At 47.0% G+C, this 19378-nt stretch carries 23 protein-coding genes and 1 tRNA gene; 6 read left to right on the top strand and 18 right to left on the bottom strand.

The window, feature by feature from the left end:
- Window positions 1–103: 103 nt before the first annotated feature.
- A complete protein-coding gene (locus MOZ60_RS00915; RefSeq protein ID WP_108773911.1) occupies window positions 104–667 on the bottom strand; it encodes a TetR-like C-terminal domain-containing protein in 564 nt (187 codons plus the stop codon).
- Between the two features lie 154 nt (window positions 668–821).
- Here MOZ60_RS00915 and efp point away from each other — a divergent pair, with 154 nt between their 5' ends.
- A complete protein-coding gene (gene efp / locus MOZ60_RS00910) occupies window positions 822–1379 on the top strand; it encodes an elongation factor P (RefSeq protein ID WP_108773912.1) in 558 nt (185 codons plus the stop codon).
- A gap of 84 nt (window positions 1380–1463) precedes the next feature.
- On the opposite strand, the gene MOZ60_RS00905 is transcribed toward efp, so the two are convergent.
- Window positions 1464–1847, bottom strand: coding sequence for a hypothetical protein (locus MOZ60_RS00905; protein ID WP_370595322.1), 384 nt, complete (start codon window positions 1845–1847; stop codon window positions 1464–1466).
- 254 nt (window positions 1848–2101) lie between these two features.
- Here MOZ60_RS00905 and MOZ60_RS00900 point away from each other — a divergent pair, with 254 nt between their 5' ends.
- From MOZ60_RS00900 to MOZ60_RS11540, 5 genes are all read left to right on the top strand, one after another.
- The gene (locus MOZ60_RS00900; RefSeq protein ID WP_370595321.1) at window positions 2102–2731 is read left to right on the top strand and encodes a LexA family protein; all 630 of its coding nucleotides are present in this window, start codon (window positions 2102–2104) and stop codon (window positions 2729–2731) included.
- A gap of 93 nt (window positions 2732–2824) precedes the next feature.
- Complete coding sequence (locus MOZ60_RS00895) at window positions 2825–3712, top strand: Abi family protein (RefSeq protein WP_370595320.1); 888 nt, start codon at window positions 2825–2827, stop codon at window positions 3710–3712.
- Window positions 3713–3937: 225 nt separating this feature from the next.
- Window positions 3938–4207 carry an Arm DNA-binding domain-containing protein gene (locus MOZ60_RS00890; protein ID WP_370595319.1) on the top strand — a complete coding sequence of 90 codons (270 nt, stop codon included), beginning with the start codon at window positions 3938–3940 and terminating at the stop codon, window positions 4205–4207.
- A 199-nt stretch (window positions 4208–4406) separates the two neighbouring features.
- Window positions 4407–4772, top strand: a complete 366-nt coding sequence (locus tag MOZ60_RS00885) for a site-specific integrase (protein WP_370595318.1) — start codon at window positions 4407–4409, stop codon at window positions 4770–4772.
- A complete protein-coding gene (locus MOZ60_RS11540) occupies window positions 4750–4995 on the top strand; it encodes a tyrosine-type recombinase/integrase (protein ID WP_371832614.1) in 246 nt (81 codons plus the stop codon). Before MOZ60_RS00885 ends, MOZ60_RS11540 begins: the two co-directional genes overlap by 23 nt.
- Before the next feature lie 37 nt (window positions 4996–5032).
- On the opposite strand, the gene MOZ60_RS00880 is transcribed toward MOZ60_RS11540, so the two are convergent.
- From MOZ60_RS00880 to MOZ60_RS00805, 16 genes are all read right to left on the bottom strand, one after another.
- Window positions 5033–5120: transfer RNA gene (locus MOZ60_RS00880), tRNA-Ser, on the bottom strand.
- Window positions 5121–5184: 64 nt separating this feature from the next.
- Complete coding sequence (locus MOZ60_RS00875; protein ID WP_370595317.1) at window positions 5185–5793, bottom strand: tetratricopeptide repeat protein; 609 nt, start codon at window positions 5791–5793, stop codon at window positions 5185–5187.
- Window positions 5794–5875: 82 nt separating this feature from the next.
- Window positions 5876–7174 (bottom strand): glycosyltransferase family 2 protein, encoded by a 1299-nt coding sequence (locus MOZ60_RS00870; protein WP_370595316.1) that lies wholly within the window; start codon window positions 7172–7174, stop codon window positions 5876–5878.
- 106 nt (window positions 7175–7280) lie between these two features.
- Entirely contained in the window at window positions 7281–8399 is a 1119-nt protein-coding gene (gene buk, locus MOZ60_RS00865; RefSeq protein ID WP_370595315.1) for a butyrate kinase, read from the bottom strand.
- Between the two features lie 65 nt (window positions 8400–8464).
- A complete protein-coding gene (locus tag MOZ60_RS00860; RefSeq protein WP_370595314.1) occupies window positions 8465–8701 on the bottom strand; it encodes a hypothetical protein in 237 nt (78 codons plus the stop codon).
- A gap of 77 nt (window positions 8702–8778) precedes the next feature.
- The gene (locus MOZ60_RS00855) at window positions 8779–9708 is read right to left on the bottom strand and encodes a PfkB family carbohydrate kinase (RefSeq protein WP_370595313.1); all 930 of its coding nucleotides are present in this window, start codon (window positions 9706–9708) and stop codon (window positions 8779–8781) included.
- 90 nt (window positions 9709–9798) lie between these two features.
- On the bottom strand, window positions 9799–10452 hold the full coding sequence (phoU, locus tag MOZ60_RS00850; protein ID WP_370595312.1) for a phosphate signaling complex protein PhoU: 654 nt from the start codon (window positions 10450–10452) through the stop codon (window positions 9799–9801).
- 6 nt (window positions 10453–10458) lie between these two features.
- The gene (pstB, locus tag MOZ60_RS00845; RefSeq protein WP_277008723.1) at window positions 10459–11211 is read right to left on the bottom strand and encodes a phosphate ABC transporter ATP-binding protein PstB; all 753 of its coding nucleotides are present in this window, start codon (window positions 11209–11211) and stop codon (window positions 10459–10461) included.
- A gap of 3 nt (window positions 11212–11214) precedes the next feature.
- Window positions 11215–12111 (bottom strand): phosphate ABC transporter permease PstA, encoded by an 897-nt coding sequence (pstA, locus tag MOZ60_RS00840; protein ID WP_370595311.1) that lies wholly within the window; start codon window positions 12109–12111, stop codon window positions 11215–11217.
- A complete protein-coding gene (gene pstC / locus MOZ60_RS00835) occupies window positions 12108–13019 on the bottom strand; it encodes a phosphate ABC transporter permease subunit PstC (protein WP_370595310.1) in 912 nt (303 codons plus the stop codon). The genes pstA and pstC overlap by 4 nt, the downstream gene beginning before the upstream one ends.
- 60 nt (window positions 13020–13079) lie before the next feature.
- Window positions 13080–13997, bottom strand: coding sequence for a phosphate ABC transporter substrate-binding protein (locus tag MOZ60_RS00830; protein WP_370595309.1), 918 nt, complete (start codon window positions 13995–13997; stop codon window positions 13080–13082).
- A 160-nt stretch (window positions 13998–14157) separates the two neighbouring features.
- The gene (locus tag MOZ60_RS00825) at window positions 14158–15195 is read right to left on the bottom strand and encodes a 3-deoxy-7-phosphoheptulonate synthase (protein WP_370595308.1); all 1038 of its coding nucleotides are present in this window, start codon (window positions 15193–15195) and stop codon (window positions 14158–14160) included.
- A gap of 35 nt (window positions 15196–15230) precedes the next feature.
- On the bottom strand, window positions 15231–15998 hold the full coding sequence (locus MOZ60_RS00820; RefSeq protein WP_277654845.1) for a zinc ribbon domain-containing protein: 768 nt from the start codon (window positions 15996–15998) through the stop codon (window positions 15231–15233).
- 79 nt (window positions 15999–16077) lie between these two features.
- Window positions 16078–17472, bottom strand: a complete 1395-nt coding sequence (locus MOZ60_RS00815; protein ID WP_108773924.1) for a radical SAM/SPASM domain-containing protein — start codon at window positions 17470–17472, stop codon at window positions 16078–16080.
- 168 nt (window positions 17473–17640) lie between these two features.
- On the bottom strand, window positions 17641–18231 hold the full coding sequence (locus MOZ60_RS00810) for a TetR-like C-terminal domain-containing protein (protein WP_277008734.1): 591 nt from the start codon (window positions 18229–18231) through the stop codon (window positions 17641–17643).
- Between the two features lie 96 nt (window positions 18232–18327).
- Window positions 18328–19224, bottom strand: a complete 897-nt coding sequence (locus MOZ60_RS00805) for an ROK family protein (RefSeq protein ID WP_370595307.1) — start codon at window positions 19222–19224, stop codon at window positions 18328–18330.
- Window positions 19225–19378: the final 154 nt, after the last annotated feature.

The following is a 19378-nucleotide window of genomic DNA, read 5'->3' as shown; positions in this document are numbered from 1 at the left end:
TTCTCTCTGCGTATTATTATAAGAAGTTCCAGTCGCCTTTGAAAGTGCTTACATTGAAACAGATTTAGTCAATTATGCCAGAATGACAAAAGCAGTGCTGTTCTCAGCACTGCTGTCTGTTTTTAACAAATGTCGAGATCGCTGGTGTGAAGCCATCCCTTGCCAGTATTTCAATTTTTGCAACAATTTCATCCGGATTGCGCCGCATGCCATCCTTCACCCATGACAGAAGCATCCCGATCAATGCATGTTTATAGAAGTCTGCAACAAGCTTCTTGTCCTCTTCTTTCAGCAGCAGCCCGGCTGAAGTGGCATTGATTGCATTGATAATCAGATTTTCCATGATGCTGTACAGGAAATCCTCAATGTGTTCCCGCGAGATCGAGCGGAATGTCTGCTCGACAAAATCTTTCTGGTTCTGTACGGCATGGAACAATTTTGCCAGGCCTGTCTGCCATGTTTCAATCGTATTATCATTTCCGATTGCCCGCATGGTTTCCCGGTAGTAAATATCTTCAATGAGTTCATAGATATCATGATAGTGGTAATAAAATGTCTGCCGGTTGATGCCAACAGCAGTGGTCAGATCAGAAATTGTAATTCTGGAAAGCGGCTTCTCCTTCATTTTTGCACGGAGGGCTTCCGCAAGCTTCTCCTTTGTGTCCATATCAGTTCTTCTCTCTGTCTTTTACCTGTATTTTAGCAGAATATTCTCTGAGCGGAAACGAATCGTCAACAGTTCGTTTCCCAATGTTGAGTAAGGATTGACAATATTGCCGGATTTGAAGAAAATATGAACGATATCAAAGGAGCGTGAAATCATGATTCAGTCAACAGAAATCAAACCAGGTCAGTGTTTTGTCTGGGATGGAGAACTTTACCAGGCAATTACGGTTGACCGTAATAAAACAGCCATGGCAAAAATGAAGGTTGCCATCAAGGTCAGAAGTCCAAAGACAGGTGTTGTCAAGGAGCTTGGACTGCTTGGTTCCGACCGTGTCGAAGAAGCTAATATCGACAAGCGTGAGATGCAGTATCTGTATGATGCCGGTGAAACACTGTGCTTCATGGATACAGAAACATACGAGCAGATTGAGATCCCAAGCGACCGTCTGACATGGGAGAAGCAGTTCCTGACAGAGAGCATGATGGTCAAGGTTGAATTCTACAATGGTGAGATCCTTGGCATTGAGCTGCCTGACAAGGTCAACCTGAAAGTTGCCGAAGCCGAAGCTGCTGTCAAAGGCAATACAGCAACAGCTGCCCAGAAGAATGCCACTCTGGAAACAGGTCTGGTGATCAAAGTTCCGCTGTTCATCAACACTGGTGATACTGTGGAAGTTTCCACTGCTGATGGCAAGTACTGCGGCCGTGCATGAGCATCCCAAGCGGATGCTTTTTTGTGGGTGCAGGCTTGCATCGAAAGAACCATAAAAACCGGAGCATTTCTGCCCCTGCTATTCTTATACTTTCGATCTTAAGTACTCTTGAATTTCATCGCTTGCCTTCTGTATGCCAGCCTTGTTGTTGCCGCCCTCCAAGTTTGACTTGAGGAGCTGCTGCGATGCGTTAAGGTTCAACCGCATGATCTCATGGATGTCCTCAAACTCCTCTCGCTTGGCAATACTTTCCACTTCCAGTCTCTTCAGGCGCTCATAGTCCTTCTGGCTGTAAGTTTCAAGTGCATCAAGGCGCTGATCAGTAGCGGCCTTCCAGCCACTTGATCTGATCTTGCGGGCAAGTGCCCAGATTCCGGCGATTGCTACAGCAATGCTGCAGCTGTACAAGATGATGCGCACTGCCAAGTTAAAGAAGCCGTTGACAGTTTTGGTGGTATTGGGATCCATCACGGCTTTGCATCATCGCTTTCTACTTTTTCTGATTTAACGTAGTTTGAATTTGACACACCAATTAGCGCACCCACAAAAGTGGCAACTACTCCGATTGTACAATTCGATCATTCGTCATTTCCCTCCTTTCCTTGCACCATTAAGTACAATGCTTAAAGCGTATCGTCAACGCAAAAAGCATATTTTTTTGCTTTTTGTTGAAAACATTACGCATTTGGCATATTCTGAAGTTGCAAGTGAGGGCAATAGAAATGTCAGATTTAGGAAATAAAGAAGTAATGTCCAAGAACATTAAAAGGTTGCTTAAAGAGCATCATAAAACGCGCAGTGATTTGAGTGCGGCCATTAACGTTCCATACACAACTGTTTCGGATTGGGTCAATGCAAAGAAATATCCGAGGATTGATAAGATTGAAATGATGGCTAATTATTTTGGAGTATCAAAGTCTGTTTTAGTAGAAAAGGAATCAGCTTTGATTTCTCCACCAGTTCTCCGCATCCCGTTGTACGACATGATCAGCTGTGGGACTGGTGGCTTTGTCGATGATCAGATCATAGACTATGTTGTTCTGCCAGTTGAGATGTTCTCGCCTTCTAAAGAGTACTTTGCCCAGTATGCACACGGTGACTCCATGATTGGTGCCAACATCCACGGTGGAGATCTCATCATCTTCGAGAAGCAGTCGGAGCCTGTCAATGGCATGATCGGTTGCTTTTGCATAGACGATAACACCGCCACATGCAAGCGCCTGAGCATATCAGGCACCCAGATCATCCTGCTCCCTGAGAATCCCGCCTACACTCCTATCATCGTTCCTGTTGAAAGCTTCAAGTGTCTGGGCAAGCTTGCCTTCGTTGTGTCCGACCGCCGAGATAGTTAAAGAACCACATAAGGAACCACGGGAAACGTATTGACATGGACAAAAGAACCATGACGATTTTCTACTCAATTTTGATGAAGAAGTTTAGCGCAAATGAAAGAGAAAAGCATGATAGAGTACGTTCCTGCACTTAAGGCATTGCCGCCATGGAAGGAGTCTAGTATGGAAGAAGGAAAGAAAGTAATCACATTTAAAAAGCCGCTATCCATTGATGAGCAGATCCAATATCTGCATGACACGAAGCGGGTTGTTTACAATGAAATGAGTGTGTTACTGGCAAAAGAAAATATATATAGATTCAATTACATAAACGTAATAACGCCATTCAAGCATCTTTTCGCAAAAACAGATGAAACGGGTGTACCAATAAAAGAGAATGGGAAACATGTATATGAAAGAGATGTTGATTTCAATGAGTATTTCCAGCAGTTCAAGCAGGAAAGAGAAAAATACCCTTTGCTTTATAAGTCTTTGCTTATGTTTGAGGAGTCCTTCAACGCGATACTTTCTTATGAAGTAATTCACTTTTATGATATTTCAGATTTTAATAAATTCAGTTCATTTATAAACACTCTTCTTTCAAGCCTTCATCAGTTGCCATACAAACAGACGGCTAAAGATCACATGGCTAATTCAATTCAAAAATTCAGTAATGAGTTGGCGAAGTATAACAGCCCATATATTTTCTTTGATCGTTTAACTTTATCTGAACTTGTTACTGTATTTCGATGCATCGATAATGATCTTCAGTTGAAAATATTTAATAGTCTTGTTAATCAGCGTTGTAGCATTGGGTACTACGATCTTGAGACATTTGATTCTGTTTTACCTATCATCATTCAAATTAGAAACTATGTATGCCACGGTAATAGTTTGGAGGTCCTTTGTATGTATTACAGCATCAAAGACAAGATGTTCCGAAGCAGGAGCGACCGTCGAAGATATCGAAACGTCATTAAGCGAATTCTCAAATACGAATAAAGCCCCTGGAATCCAGGAGCTTTACCCTACCCGTCTCGGGCTATCTGCTTTTCTAATATATTTGATTTCGGATCCTGCGTCAACATTGTGAATAAATTATTCCTAATGTTTCCTAAGGAATAAAAAGGAATCTGTAGAAACACATACTGCAAAATGTACCGGATTAAGGCAGTGTCATGAAGATTCAGCCCAAGAAATTGGAATGCAAAAGAATGGTGGATTGCTATGATCGGCAAAGATGAAAGCAGAGGCACATGGTTTGTGCAGATCAAGGTCAAAGACCCACTCACCGGAAAATGGCGCACGCATAAGAAACATGGTTTTTCTACTAAACGCGAAGCAAAGCAGTATGAAGCCTCTGTTTCCACCACTGATGAGATACCGACAAGCAAAACATTTCTCCAGATGGCGCATGAGTGGAGATCTCCATGCAGAGTTCCCCTGCTTCCATTCGGTAGCACAATGAGCACTTCAAGCTGCGCTTTGCCGATCTGAAGGATAAGCAGATCCGCAGCATCACCAGATCTGATCTGATCCTGTAGCGGAATTAGCTGTCTAAGTCTGACTTCGCCACAAAGACAAAGAACGTCACACTAACATATGTTCGTGCTGTGTTCCAGTACGCCACAGATGTGTATGGCTACCCAAACCCTGCCCGCACGTGAATAATCTGAAGAAGACAGACAGAGAAGTGATGCAGGAAATGCAGGTGTGGACTCCTGAGGAATTCAACATGTTCCTGAAATGTGTAGATAATCCTCTGTATCATGCTTACTTTGATGCGCTGTACTGGACTGGAATGCGCCGTGGTGAGGCTATCGCCTTGCAGTGCAGCGATCTCAAGGACGGATGGATAAATTGCCAGCCAAAGAGACGCTGTAAACGGTTTAAACCGACCAAAATGAAGGCCTCCAGAAAGATACAGATAGATGATGCGCTGAATAAAGAATTGGAGCTGTTAAAAGCAGAGTATAAGACAGGATATTTATTTGGAGGAGAAACATCGCTATCGCCTACCCAGATATCACGCATCTTTAATGCAGGGAAATGCAGGGATTGAGAAGAGCGGTGTGCAGAAGATCCGGATGTATGATCTTCGTCACTCTCATGCCACATGGCTGATCAATCATGGTGTGAATATAGTTGCGGTGTCAAAAAGACTAGGGCACGCCAGTATTGAGCAGACGCTCAAGACATATACGCATCTTCTGGAGAGCACCGACAATGAGATGATGAAAATTATAAATTCAGAGAAAAAAGGTTCCACGATGGTTCCACGGTAAGAAAAAAGCCCTTGAAATAGGGCTTTTTAACATAAAGCGCAGGAACAGGGATTTGAACCCTGGCACCGTGTTACCGATCTACAAGCTTTCCAAGCCTGCCCCTTCAACCACTTGGGTATTCCTGCATGTGGTCTCATTAATGACGCTTGTTAATGATACCATAGTTTTTAGAAAAAGAAAGAGAAGATTTCAGGAAATCAGCTCACCTACTGGTTCGCTCTTGGGCAGGTGGAGCTTGCTGCGCAGTTCTTCTTCCCCTTTTTCAGCCCGTTCCAGCATGCTGTAATCAAACATGCGGTCATACGGCATGATGTCCATCATATCCTCTACAGCGGCCTGATACAGCTCATGGGCAGCCTGCAGGTTCTTCTCCATGCCGATACCGTCTTTCATGCAGTCAGCTATTCTGACATATACAAACGGCTCATCCTGCCTCTCTTCCTGGGCATCATTCTTTTTCAGAGCCTGCAGATACCACTGGGCCGCTTTTTCTTTGCTCTGGGCAACAATGCCATCCATGCCGCTCCAGTAATAATCGCCGACTTTCAGCATACCGGGAATGCAGCCTGTTTCTGCCGATTTCTGGTAATACTGAAATGCCTCTTCGGTATCTTTATCTGTGCCGGTTCCGTTTTCATAGCACTCTCCCATCCGGAACATCGCATAGCTGTTGCCCAGCGAAGCTGCTTTGCGGTAAAAGCGCATTGCCTCTTTATGATTTGACTTCATGCCAAGTCCGCTGTAATACGCATCACCTACGGAACAAAGCATGACACTGATATTCTTGTTTTCTGTCATTTCTTCCATACGGTTGGTATTGTAGCAGGGCTCTTGCGGAAAGCAACAGAAAATGACCAGATCATTCTTAAGGTGATGCACCTCAGACATGGCTGACAAAGTTTTCCAGATTATGCACAATCACACGCAGAAACTGCATCAGCTGCTGTGCCTGGCTGTCATCCAGTCCCTTTGCTTCAACCTGATTCAGATCAGACAGTGCAACATCAATATCATGACTGAGATCCTGGCTGCGGGATCCTGTCTTGATGTGGAAGCTGTTCATGATTTCCACATGCAGCAGATGCCTGGATACCAGCTTCTGCACGCTGCCTGCTGTGGCTGCATAGGACAGACCGGTGAAATCCATGATTTCCCGCATGGTGGAGAACATATTGGAGTTGCGCACAGCTTCAAAGACAAGGACATCTTCAAGATCGAGATTGTTCTTGATCGCCACGGTATTCAGCTGGGTCTCATAGGCCTTGCGCAGATAGAACAGCAGCACTGCATAGTGAAAGCTGCCATCGGTGCGCCATACGGCCTGCACTGTCTCTTTGCCAAGCTTCATGGTGCCTGGTGCCATCGGCATCACCAGATCATCAGAGGCAGCGGAAACAAGATAGCCGGCAATTTCTGGGCGCGAGCGGCGGTATTCTTCTTCATTCAGAACGTGGCGGAAAAAGGCATCATAGTAAGAAAACACCAGTGATCTTGATTGCAGCATGCGGCTTGGTGAAAGGCTCTGGGTGACCAGTGATCCTTCGGTTTTGACATAGTAATACACCGGGATCTGCAAAGGTGCAATGGCATGGCAATGCAGCAGATATTCCAGATTGAAGATGAAATCTTCACAATAGCTGACCTTGGGATCCATCTGCAGATGGTACTTCTGAATCATGTCATTGCGGTAAAGCTTATTCCAGAGAACACCATAGTAAAAGTCAGCCGGAGACAGCTTCATGCAGTCGGCATATTCCTCCAGAGTCAGCACATCATCGGATATAATGGATCCTTTGCGTGCCACCTTGGTGCCAACAACCCGGTAGAAATCTGCCACGACCATATCCGCATTGCTTTGTTTGGCACAGCGTACCAGCTCCATTGTCGCATTGGACGCAATCCAGTCATCCGCATCCAGAAACTGAATATATGTCCCCTTCGCCCTGGCAAGACCGTTGTTGCGGGCCGTGGAAACACCGGCATTGGCCTGGTGGATCACAACAACACGTTTGTCTCTTTGTGCATAATCGTCCAGAATGGATGGGCTGTGATCCCTGGAACCATCATCCACGCAGATGAGTTCAAAATCCTGATATTCCTGGTGCAGTACGGAATCAATGCACCTCACAAGATATTTTTCAGCCTGATAAACCGGCAGAATGATACTGACTTCCGGCATAGATTCACTTCTCCTTTGCTTTTTGTATGCCTTACTATGGTATCACAGCCCTGCCGGCAAAGAAAAAAGCATCCCACGCAGGAATGCTCGTTTTATGAATCATCGATCAATTGTCATGGAAGCCATCCCATACAGGTTTGCCTGCATAGGTCATCGGCTTCAGCTGTCCGCGCAGCACAGCAAGGGCTGAAGCAACCATAGACTCGTGTTCAAACTCGCCTGGATAAGCCTGAATCGGCGCAATCCATTCACAGTGTTCTTTCATATAATCCGTGACGCCAGGAATACGCAGCAGGCCGCCTGTCAGCAGAATGGCATCCACGTGGCCTTCCAGCGGTGCTGCCATCATGCAGATCCACTTGGCACACTGATACTCCATGGCTGTCCATACGCGCGCTGCCATCTTGTCGCCTTTGCGCACCTTGTTATAGAAGATATCTGCTGAATCGGAAGTACCAAACCAGGAAGACAGTCCGCCTGCCTGTGAGCAGAGCTTTCTGACCTCAGATTTATCCTTGTCAAACAGGTAATCCAGCACATCCGTCACGGCCATGGAACCCATTCTGGTTGGTGTGAACGGACCTTCACCGCCGCCGGCATCATTGCCGTCAATCATGCGGCCATGCTTATGACAGGTAATGGAGATACCGCCATCAATATGGGCAACAATGAGATTGAGATCTTCATACTTCTTGCCAATAGATGCAGCATAGCGGCGGGCTGTTTCCTTGGCATTCAGCACATGGGCAGTCGCTCTTCTGTAGATGCCTTTGACACCCGTGATACGGGCCTCATCACACAGTTCATCCACGACAGGCGGATCCACCATCAGGGCAATACCGCCATACAGCTTCTGAAACTCATACGCCATCTGTACGCCAAGCATGGAACTGTGATAGAAATGTCCCTTGACTGCACGTGTATCATCCACGAGCTTCTGATCAATGGTATAGCAGCCGGAAGCACATGCATAGCATGGTCCGCCTCTGCCAACCACAGCATCAATATGATGCAGGTCAACATGAGAATCCTGCAGGAATTTGCGCATGACATGCATGCGGTAATTCAGCTGATCATTGATCGTCGGAAATTTCAGCAGCTCAGAACTGTCATGAAATACACTTCTGGAAAGGACGCATTTCTCATTTTCAAACAAAGCAATCTTGGTAGAAGTAGATCCCGGATTAATGACCAGGACATGATAAACTTTTTCTTCATCCGCCATTTCTTATTCCTCTTTCCTCAACGTCTTCTATTATATGACACAAAGCATTCCAAAACTAAAAAAGATCAGAATGCCCCATTGGCAAGGAATGCATCAAGCATTCTTGCAAATTCTGCCGTAGGCATGATCTGATCATTTTTTCTATTATTCGGATCCTGAATCACAACAGTATCCGGCTTGATCTGAATGTGATAATACAGACCATTGATTTCCGTCATCGCCCAGCGGTGATGCATGACAGCCTGCACTTCATGGGCATAATGACTCATATTGCATTGTTCCTTTGTAAGAAAATCATTCATATGCCACCTGAGGAAACCAGTTTCCATTTACCGGTTTCTATTATAAGAATTGCAAAGGAAAATGCAATGGAAACGTTTCATTCTGCGCAGTGAAACAGGTTGAATTCGGATGGCTGGAAGCGCGGGCATACGTTTTCAGTGGTTGCGATGACGCTTGATGCGAGTCTTGTTCCGATGCGGCATGCCTGGGAAAGTGTTTTACCATAGGTCAGGCCGATGGTAACACCGGCAAAGAACGCATCACCGCAGCCGGTTGTATCCACCACAGCAGTACGCTGAGCAGGTACGATGCCATATTCCCTGCCATGGCATGCATAGACTGCCCCCTGTGCGCCCATGGTGACAACCATCTGTCTATAGCCTGCCTGCTGCACCTTGCGGCAGATCACTGGTGCAAGCTCTTCTGGCTTCATGCCGGCATAATCTTCTGAAAACAAAAGTCCTGCCTCTTCCTGGTTGCAAACAACACAGTCCGTGCACATCATCAGATCGCGGCGTTCCATGGCAATGGACATATTGGAGACAAGTGCATAAACCTTCTTGTTATACTTATCTGCCAGTGCAAAGATTGCTTTGAGCAGATCGGCTTCCATATCAATCTCAACAACCACACTGTCACATTTGGAGAAGATTTCATCGCCATGTTGTTTCAATGTTTCGCTGATGGCAGAAAGATCCGGCCGCTGGGAGATGGAACCAACCACATCTCCTTCTTCATTAAAGATTGCCAGCCATTTGCCCAGGCCCCCATCGCGCTGAACAATATAGTCTGTATTGACCTTATGGCGTTTCAATTTCGCAATAATTTCTTCTGAAGCGGATGAATGATCCAGCACTGAGACATAAGTTGGCTTCAGTTCCACATTAGCAATATCTTCAGCCACATTACGGCTGACACCGCCCTGTACCTCAACAACCTTGCCGGCATTGCGGCCATCTGCCACATACTTTCCAAATGGATATCCCTTGATATCCATCAAAGAAGCTCCGAATACGACAATTCCCATATGCACGCCTCCATCAATGGAGCCGATTATACACGAAACAAAGATACATGACAAAATGAAAAAAGCTGCCCGCAGGCAGCTCATGTGTTCTCAGTTGGTATTGCCTTCACGCACACCGGTGATGGCAAACAGAACCCACTGGGCAATGTTTACGGTATGATCACCAATACGCTCGAAGTATTTGGCAATCATCAGCAGATTCAGAGCGTATTCCATATTGACGTTGTTCTTGCCGCCGAAGACTTCGATCAGCTTCTGCTTGGCATCATTGAAAGCTTCATCGACTTCATCATCCCTTGCAATGACGTGACGTGCAAGCTGGGCATCTCTATTCACGAATGCTTCAATGGAACTTGTGACCATATCATTGACGACATCTGCCATGCGGCGCAGATTCAGAATATCATTGGCAGCAGACAGATTCTCTGTGATCACGATTTCAGCAATATCATTGGACTGGTCACCGATTCTTTCCAGATCAGAAACCATCTTCAGTGCGGCGGAGATCACACGCAGGTCAGTCGCGACCGGCTGCTGTTCCATCAGCAGCTTCAGGCACATATTCTCAACCTCACGCTCTTTACGGGAAATGGTCACAGCCTTGGCTACAACTTCCTGTGCTTTCTTGGGATTGCCATCCATCAGCGCTTCGATGCAGAGTGAAATGGAACTCTCACAGAGCTCACCCATTTCACGCATTGTCTCATCCAGCGTCTGCAGTTCATTATCAAAACGATTTCTCATAAGTTATCAACCGAACCTTCCTGTAATGTAATTCTCTGTACGCTTGTCCTGCGGCGTGGAGAAGACCTTGTCTGTAGGTCCATACTCAATCAGATCACCAAGCAGGAAGAATGCTGTCTTATCGGAGATACGCACAGCCTGCTGCATATTGTGAGTAACGATGACAACCGTATATTTTTTCTTCAGGTCTGTCACAAGATCCTCGATCTTGGAAGTACTGATCGGGTCAAGAGCACTGGTTGGCTCATCCATCAGCAGTACTTCCGGATCACATGCAAGTGCTCTTGCAATGCACAGACGCTGCTGCTGGCCGCCGGAAAGACCAAGGGCACTCTTCTTGAGACGGTCCTTCAGTTCATCAAAGATCGCCGCATCCTTCAGAGCCTTTTCAACGATTTCATCCAGCATCTTCTTATTGCGGATACCATGAATGCGCGGGCCATAGGCAATGTTGTCATAGACACTCATCGGGAATGGGTTTGGCTTCTGGAACACCATGCCAACCCGCTTGCGGAGCACATTGACATCGAGGTTTCCATGATAGATGTCTTCCCCGTCCAGCAGAACCTTTCCTTCAATGCGGCACCCCTCGACCAGGTCATTCATGCGGTTCAGCGAGCGCAGAAGCGTACTTTTGCCGCATCCGGACGGACCGATGAATGCGGTGATTTCGTTTGGTTCAATCTCTATATTGATATTGTGCAGCGCATGGAAGTCACTGTACCAGAGATTCATATTCTGAACACTGATCTTACTCATAGACTATTTTCCCTTCTGATTTTTGTTCCGAATACTGTCGGAAAGTCTTCTTGTGATGACAGAGACACACAGTGTCAGAATCACAAGCACAGCTGATGCAAAACCGGCAATGGCTTCAGAATTTGGATTCAGAGATCCTTCTGTACGCAGCACCCAGATGTGTAATGACAGCGTTTCACCTGTACGGAACGGGTTCAGCGGACAGGTTGGCGATGCAATATTCCAGTTGGACCAGTTGATGACGGTGGACTGACCGCTGGTGTACAGCAGTGCAGCCGCTTCACCAAAGCCGCGTCCTGCTGCCATGATCACACCCGTCAGGATCTGCGGCATCGCAGCCGGGATCAGTACGTGGCGGATGGTCTGCGCAAGTGTCGCTCCCGTTGCCAGAGAGCCTTCTTTATACTCCGGCGGCAGAGAACGAATGGCACTGTTTGTTTCCGTGGTGATCAATGGCAGTGACAGAATGGACACAGCCAGTGCACCGGCAAACAGGTTCCATTTCATACCGGTCATCAGGATGAAGACCAGATAACCAAACAAGCCGATGACAATGGAAGGCAGAGATGACAGCGACTCAATACTGATTTCCAGGAAATCCAGCAGTTTGCCTGGACGCGAGTATTCTGCCAGATAAACACCGGCACCAATGCCAACAGGCACAGAGATCAGCAATGAAAGGACAACCAGATATATGGTATTGAACAGCTGGTTGAGAATGCCATTCTGCCCGGTGGAGAGCATTTCCGGCATGAAACCACGGAATCCATTGATGATGATATATCCTGTCAGCAGGATCAGGAATGTGACCATGAAGATGCCGACTGCACCGAAGACGCCGGTCATGGCACAATCAGCAGCACGTGCATGTTTATAAAGCGATTCGTTCTGTTTATTCATGCGTTCTTTCCTTTCCTGGACATACGATGGATGATGAAGATCAGCAGAATGGAAATCAGGTACAGCAGCAGTGCCATGGACCAAAGAGCCATGTTATGAAGGCCGCCGTTGGCAGTATTGCCCATATCTGCTGCAATGGCTGCGGTCAGGTTGTTGGTCGGTGACAGAATATTCTTCGGGAAGCTTCTTGTTTTGCCAATGACCATGGCAACCGCGAGTGCTTCACCGATTGCTCTGGCCAGGCCAAGAATGACACCGGTCGCAATTCCAGGGAAAGCAGCCGGCAGTACGACGTGGCGGATTACCTGCCAGCGGGTGGAACCCATGCCATATGCGGCTTCACGGTATCCCTGCGGGACATTCTTGATGGCATCTGCCGCAACGGTTGTGATGGTCGGGAAGATCATCACAGTCAGTACGATGGCAGCAGCCAGCACGGAGAAGCCGCCCATTTTTGCATGAAACACTTTGGCAATAAACGGAACCAGTACAGTCAGGCCGATCCAGCCATAGACGACGGATGGAATGCCAACATAGATTTCAATGGCCGGGCGGAAAAACTTTTCGCCGAACTTCGGTGCAATTTCACTCAGGAAGACGGCGGAACATACAGCCAGCGGAATGCAGAACAGTAATGCCAGGCCGCATGTCATCAAAGATCCGCAGATGTAAACAAGTGAGCCTACACTGCCGGAATCATCACCGACGGAATCAGATGGACTCCAGTCGGAGGAGAACAGAAATTCAAAGATAGAATGGTGGGCTTTGACAAAGGTATCGCTTCCTTTGAGGATCAGGAAGACACCGATGGCAACGGTAAGAATGATGATAAAGAAACCGCAGAAGGTATAAATGCCTTTCCATCTGCGGTCTTTCTTTACCATTTTCAGAGTATATTGATCAATCATGCTGCATATCACTCCTTCATGGAAGATGCCGGCATAAGGCCGGCATCATTAAGCACCTGTTTAGTTCTTGTGTGTAGCAACAGCTGCATCAGTGAGGCTGGCAACGACACCGTATCCCATCTTTTCGACGTTGGATGCGAATTCATCGCTGACCATGTACTTCAGGAAAGCCTGTGCAGCTTCACTGCCATCACCCTTTGTATACATGTGCTCGTAAGACCAAACCTTATAATCACCGCTGTATACGTTCTCCAGAGTCGGCTCAACACCATCAATGGAAACTGCCTTCAGGTCTGTATTGTCAGTCAGATAAGACAGAGCAACATAACCAATTGCGCCTTCTGTAGTAGCTACTGTCTGTGTCAGTGTGCCGGAGTCATCTGTTTCCAGAGCCTGGTTTGATGCCTCTTCCTCACCATTCAGTGCATACTTCTTGAAGGTAGCTCTTGTGCCGGAAGAAGAAGGTCTTGTGACAAGGACAATGTCCTCATCCGGACCGCCGACATCCTTCCAGTTGGTTACCTTGCCGGTGAACACCTGAATCAGCTGATCCGTTGTCAGGTTGTCAATGTCAAGATCCTTGGAAACAACCGGAGCCATGGCAACAAGAGCAACCTCATGATCCGTCAGGCCACTGGCAGCACTTGCATCAAGCTTTTCTTCTGCTGCAACATCTGAGTTGCCGATATCGACACTGCCGTCAGCAACCTGCTTCAGGCCTTCACCAGAACCGCCGCCGTTTACAGTAACGACGCAGTCCGGATTGTTCTTCATGAACTCAGCAGCAGCCTCCTGTGCCAGCGGCAGCAGTGCACTGGAACCAGCCGCTGTAACTGTTCCGGAAACAGCAGCAGATGTGCTTTCCTTAGCAGCAGCTGTAGACGCTGCGCTTGTTGATGCTGCGGCTGTGGAAGATCCACATCCTGCCAGCATGGCAGCTGTCAGTAAACCAGCAATGATACCCTTTGTTCTATTCATACCTGTCTTTCTTTTCCTCCTTGGTACGTATTAAAGGATATACAGGCTGTGTAAAGTCCACAGAAAGGCAAATGAAAAGTTTGTGTAAAATGATGCTGCTGTTAAGCACTTTTGATATTTCACAAAAGAAAAAACAGGCTTTCGCCTGTTAAATCTCTGATTAATCCAGTTCTTCTGCAATATCCAGAATCAGCTTTTCACTCTTTTCCCAGCCAAGGCATGCATCCGTAATGGAAAGTCCATATACATCACCGATGGATGGCTGATTGCCATCCAGCAGATAGCTTTCAATCATCAATCCCTTGACCAGCCCGTGAATTTCCGGATTGCAATGCCGGCTGTGGAGAACATCCTTGGCAATGCGGATCTGCTCCATATAGTTCTTGCCGGAATTGGCATGGTTGCAGTCAACAATCACAGCCGGATTGTTGAGTTTGAGTGACTGGTACATGTTGTAGACATGAATCAGATCCTCATAGTGATAGTTTGGCTGCAGATTGCCATAGCGGTCCTGATAGCCGCGCAGAATGACATGGGCAAGCATATTGCCCTGGGTCTGCACCTCCCAGCCGCGGTAAATGAAGGTCTGCGGATTCTGGGCTGCCACGATGGCATTCATCATCACACTCAGATCACCCGATGTCGGATTCTTCATGCCAGCTGGAATACCGATACCGCTTGCCACCATACGGTGCTGCTGATCCTCAACGCTTCTTGCCCCAATCGCAACATAGGACAGCAGATCATCCAGATAGGCATGATTCTCCGGATACAGCATTTCCTCGGCACAGGAGAAACCTGTCTCCTTTGCAACCCGGGTATGCAGCTCACGGATGGCAATGATGCCAGCCAGCAGATCCTCACCTTTATGTGGATCCGGCTGATGCAGCATTCCCTTGTAGCCAAGTCCCTTTGTACGCGGCTTGTTTGTATAAACACGCGGCACAATCAGGATCTTATCCTTTACCTTTTCCTGCACTTTGGCAAGACGTGTCATATAGTCCAGCACCGCATCTTCGCGGTCAGCACTGCATGGACCGATCAACAGCAGGAATTTATCACTTTCACCCGTCATGATGCACGCAATTTCCTGATCACGCACCGCTTTTCTTTCCTTGATTTCAGAGCTGAGCGGAAACTGTTTTTTCAATTCTTCCGGTGTCGGCAGCTCCTGTATGTGTTCCATCTGCATTTCCATAAATCGTATTCCTCTTCAACGGTGTGTATTGTACCTCATTTCCGTATCAGCTGCCTGAGATCCACACCACAGGCAGGACAAAAAGCACTTTTCAGCTTTGTCCGATAACCGCAGACCGGACAGCACAAATGATCATCTTCCTTCTGCCATGCCATCTTTCCTTCCCTGCGCAGGAAGTACTGTTCACGCTCCCCTTTTGCCATCTGTTCCAGATCCGGACTGCACTGATGATTCATGCCATAGTAGCGTACATAGTCTTCTTCCGTAAACATCGTGCGGTCGACCTGCCTCCTGTACTGCTCATATTCATTTTTCAATGCGTCCTGATCCTTCTGCAGCTGTTTCAGAATTTCATCGCTGCCAGCATCCTGATACTGCACCATGCGCCAGTACAGGCTGCGCAGCAGACTGTCCTTGAGCATCTTTCTATCCGTATCTGAAACGGCCTTCTTCTTTGCATTGCGCATTGTCTGCAGATCATGGGAAACAAGAATACCGGCATACGGTGGAATATAGTTGTCAAAATCAATGTCACGCATCCAGAGATCTTCTGAAATGACAAGATAGTTGTAGTCGCCATACCATGACAGAGCATTATTACTTTTCAGATCTGACAGAGAGATTTTGATTTCATAGCAGCGGAAGACTTCGTGCGCATCCATGGACATGAAGTCAACGATTTCATTGCCTTTGTTTTCGTATGTAAAGCCGATGGTGACTTCTTCACAGCCGTATTCTCGTTTCTTCCGGCTGCGCTGGCGAAGTGCATCTTCCAGCTGCAGGGTTTCTTTTGTTTTTGCCATGCTGCAATAATACCACACAAAAAAGATGACTGTTTCCAGACATCTCTGTCGGTACAGTCATCTGATCTGCAAAAATTGTTTACTTGTTTGCAGCTTTGCGCTCTGCACGCTTTGCCTGATCTTCAGCCCAGAGCTTTTCTGCTACCGGAGCCCACTCCTTGGCATACTCAGTTGTCTTGGCAGACAGTTCATCAACATCCTCCGGATCAACCATATCGGTGCTGTGAGCGCCGGATTCATGCACGAGTTTCTTGATGAACTGCGGATTCTCGAGCATCGGGCACGGTCTCAGATGATCCTGGTTGAACGGCTGGTTGGCCTGATAATCTCTGAACAGAGGCTGCTTCAGGCACTCCAGCAGGCTCTTGTCATGGATGTTGGCATTGGAATAATGAATGAAGACACAAGGCTCCATATCACCATTCGGATTGATATGGCAGTAGTACTTGCCACCGGCGATGCAGCCGCCGACAAACTGGCCATCGTTCTGGAAGTCCATGCAGAAGATTTCCTTGCCGCCTGTATAGTTTCTGACCTCACGGATGCGGTGATACATATACTCTCTCTGCTCGACAGTCGGCACCAGAGACATATCTGTATCATTGCCAACCGGCATGAAGTGGAAGTACCAGCTGAACAGTACGCCCTTGGAAATCAGGAAGTCATAGAATTCATCAGAAGTAACGGCTTCGCAGTTTGCTCTTGTGTAGCAGATGGATGTGCCATAGGCAAGACGGTTCTTATGCAGCAGATCCATGGTAGCCATGACCTTTGCGAAGGTTCCCTGACCGCGGCGGGCATCGGTTGCCTTCTCATCGCCCTCGATACTCATCGAAAGAACAATGTTGCCTGCTTCTCTCATGCCATCACAGAAGGCCTGATCAACCAGGGTGCCATTTGTGAAGATCATGAAGCCGCAGTCATAATGTTTCTTGGCAAGCTTCAGAATATCATTCTTGCGGACCATCGGCTCGCCGCCGGTCATGACATAGCCATGAATACCAAGCTGCTTGCCTTCGGTAACAATTCTGTCCATATCTTCATAGGACAGATTCAGCTGGTGGCTGTACTCACTTGCCCAGCATCCTGTGCAGTGCAGGTTGCAGGCACTGGTCGGATCAAACAGGATCACCCACGGAATGCGGATTCCTTCCTTCTTGCCTACCTTCTGCGTTCTCTTGAAACCTGTGAAACCAGCTTCAAAGCCAAATGCCATCAGCAGCTTCTTCAGATACTCTTCATCGACATCACGATGGATGCGGTTGAGAAAATGATTGTACTTGCCATCTTTTCCAAAGGCTGTACGCAGATGATCCCATGCTTCATCCGGCCATGTATCCCCCAGAACCTTCTGGCCCAGATTGACCATGTCAACGTAGCCTGTCTCATCATTCTTATCAATTTTCTTGAAGGCAAGGTTCAGAGCTGCCTGAAATGCCTTGCGTTCTGCCGCATGTGCAATATCATAATCCATACTCAATCCCTCTTTTCAATCAATTTCATCAGAATACATTCATGCATATCCCGGTGCTATCTCTAGTATGCAATGATTTTGCCCAAAAAGTGAAAGACAAAACGGTGAAAACGTATACAGAATTTAACGCTCGAATGCTTTACTTTTGATTTTTCCTTTCACAAACCATCAAAAGACCGGATCCGGCATGCCATACAGATCATTTCTGATCGCAAAATTGTTGATGGCATTGTGCAGGCTGTCTTTGACGATATCTGTGATCATATCAAGCAGTGCATCCGGATCTTCTTTCATTCCTGAATGAAACCAGTTCAGAATCATGCCGGTCAGTGCATGCCGGTGATAATGGCACAGAAACTGCTTCTGCAGAGGACTGACATGTGTTTGTGCCGCAAGTGCTTCAATGCATTCCGCAAGAATCTGATGCATCTTCATGCCGCCAAACTGGACCATTCTCTCTTTTGCATGAGACTGCAGTACGGCAAGCAGAAAGCTGCTGTCCATCTGACAGTACTCAAGTGCTGACAGCAGAAGTTTCTGCCACGGCGCATCTTTCTGGATATGTTCTGCTCCCTGATCAATCTGCAGCCAGCAGTACTTTACGATCAAATCAGGAATATCGTCATAGCAGCGATAGAACGTCTGTCTGTGGATCCCACATTTTGTGCACAGCTGAATGACGGAAATATTGGCAGAACCATTCTCTGTAACCATGGCATGATATGTGTGCATTAACTGTTCTTTTGTATGATAGTGCATAGATTTTCCCCCATAGTTGACCGCATTGTAACATAGCGGAAAGAAGATCTTAAAGCGCTATCATTCATTGACTGCAATTCACACATTTCTGCGGAATTATTCGTTGAGGAAATGATAGAGAGCACCAATCATGTTGGCATCATTGCCAAAGGTGCAGGCAACGATTTCCGGCAGTGAGAATGGCATAAAGGCAAGATAAGGTGCTGCCATCTTCTCGATTGTATCCTGCAGTGTTTTCAGCAGCAAAGGCTGTTTGGAAATACCGCCGCCGATCGCAACTCTTTCTACATCCAGGATGGTCTGAATCGTCAGCAGCCCGGCAGCAAGACCTTGGCAGTACCACTGCAGTGCATCCAGTGCCTGCTGATCGCCATGATTGGCTCTTTCAAAAAGAATACGTCCATTGAGCTGGGATGCATCCTGTCCGGAAAGCTCTGCATACTTTCCGATCAGTGATCCGACGCTGTTTTGGTTTGCCCACATATATTTTGTATCAAACGGCAGATCAAGCCGTGTTGAGATCGGCGAATATTCACCTGCGGCAAAAGTAGAGCCGCGGTACAGTTTTCCGTTGATGATGATGGCACCGCCAATGCCCGTACCAAGGGTAATCACAGTGCCGTTGGCAACACCCTGCATACTGCCTTTCCAAAGTTCCGCAAGAGCTACACTCTTGGCATCATTTTCCAGCCTGAACGGAACTTTCACCTTGTCCGCAAGCAATGCCGCAAAATCCGTATGATCAAGATAGCCCAGCGCACCGCTTGTATAGAAATAACCGCGGGATGCATCAATTCTGCCCGGTGCACTCATGGCAATGCCTTCCACTCTGTCCTGGTATTTCTGATACAGTCCAACAACAAGATTGATAAACTCTTCCTGACTGTCATGCGGTGTAGCCACTTCACCCTTTTCTGCAATCTCAGCTTCCTCATTCATCAATGCATACTTGACGGCTGTACCGCCAACATCAATTGTCAGATATTCACTCATGATTTTCCTCCACCATTCTTGTTATTCCTATTATACTTCCATGTCCTGAAAGCAGTGAAATAGAACTGTTTCAGCTTTTTACAGATTTTTTTGATATATATGTTGACAGCAAAGTCATCATACTGTATATTAATGAAAGTTAGTTATTGCTAAC

Source organism: Grylomicrobium aquisgranense (genome assembly GCF_033971865.1).
In the GTDB taxonomy this organism is placed as follows: Bacteria; Bacillota_I; Bacilli_A; order Erysipelotrichales; family Erysipelotrichaceae; genus Bulleidia; species Bulleidia massiliensis.
This window is presented reverse-complemented; position numbering and strand designations above follow the sequence as displayed.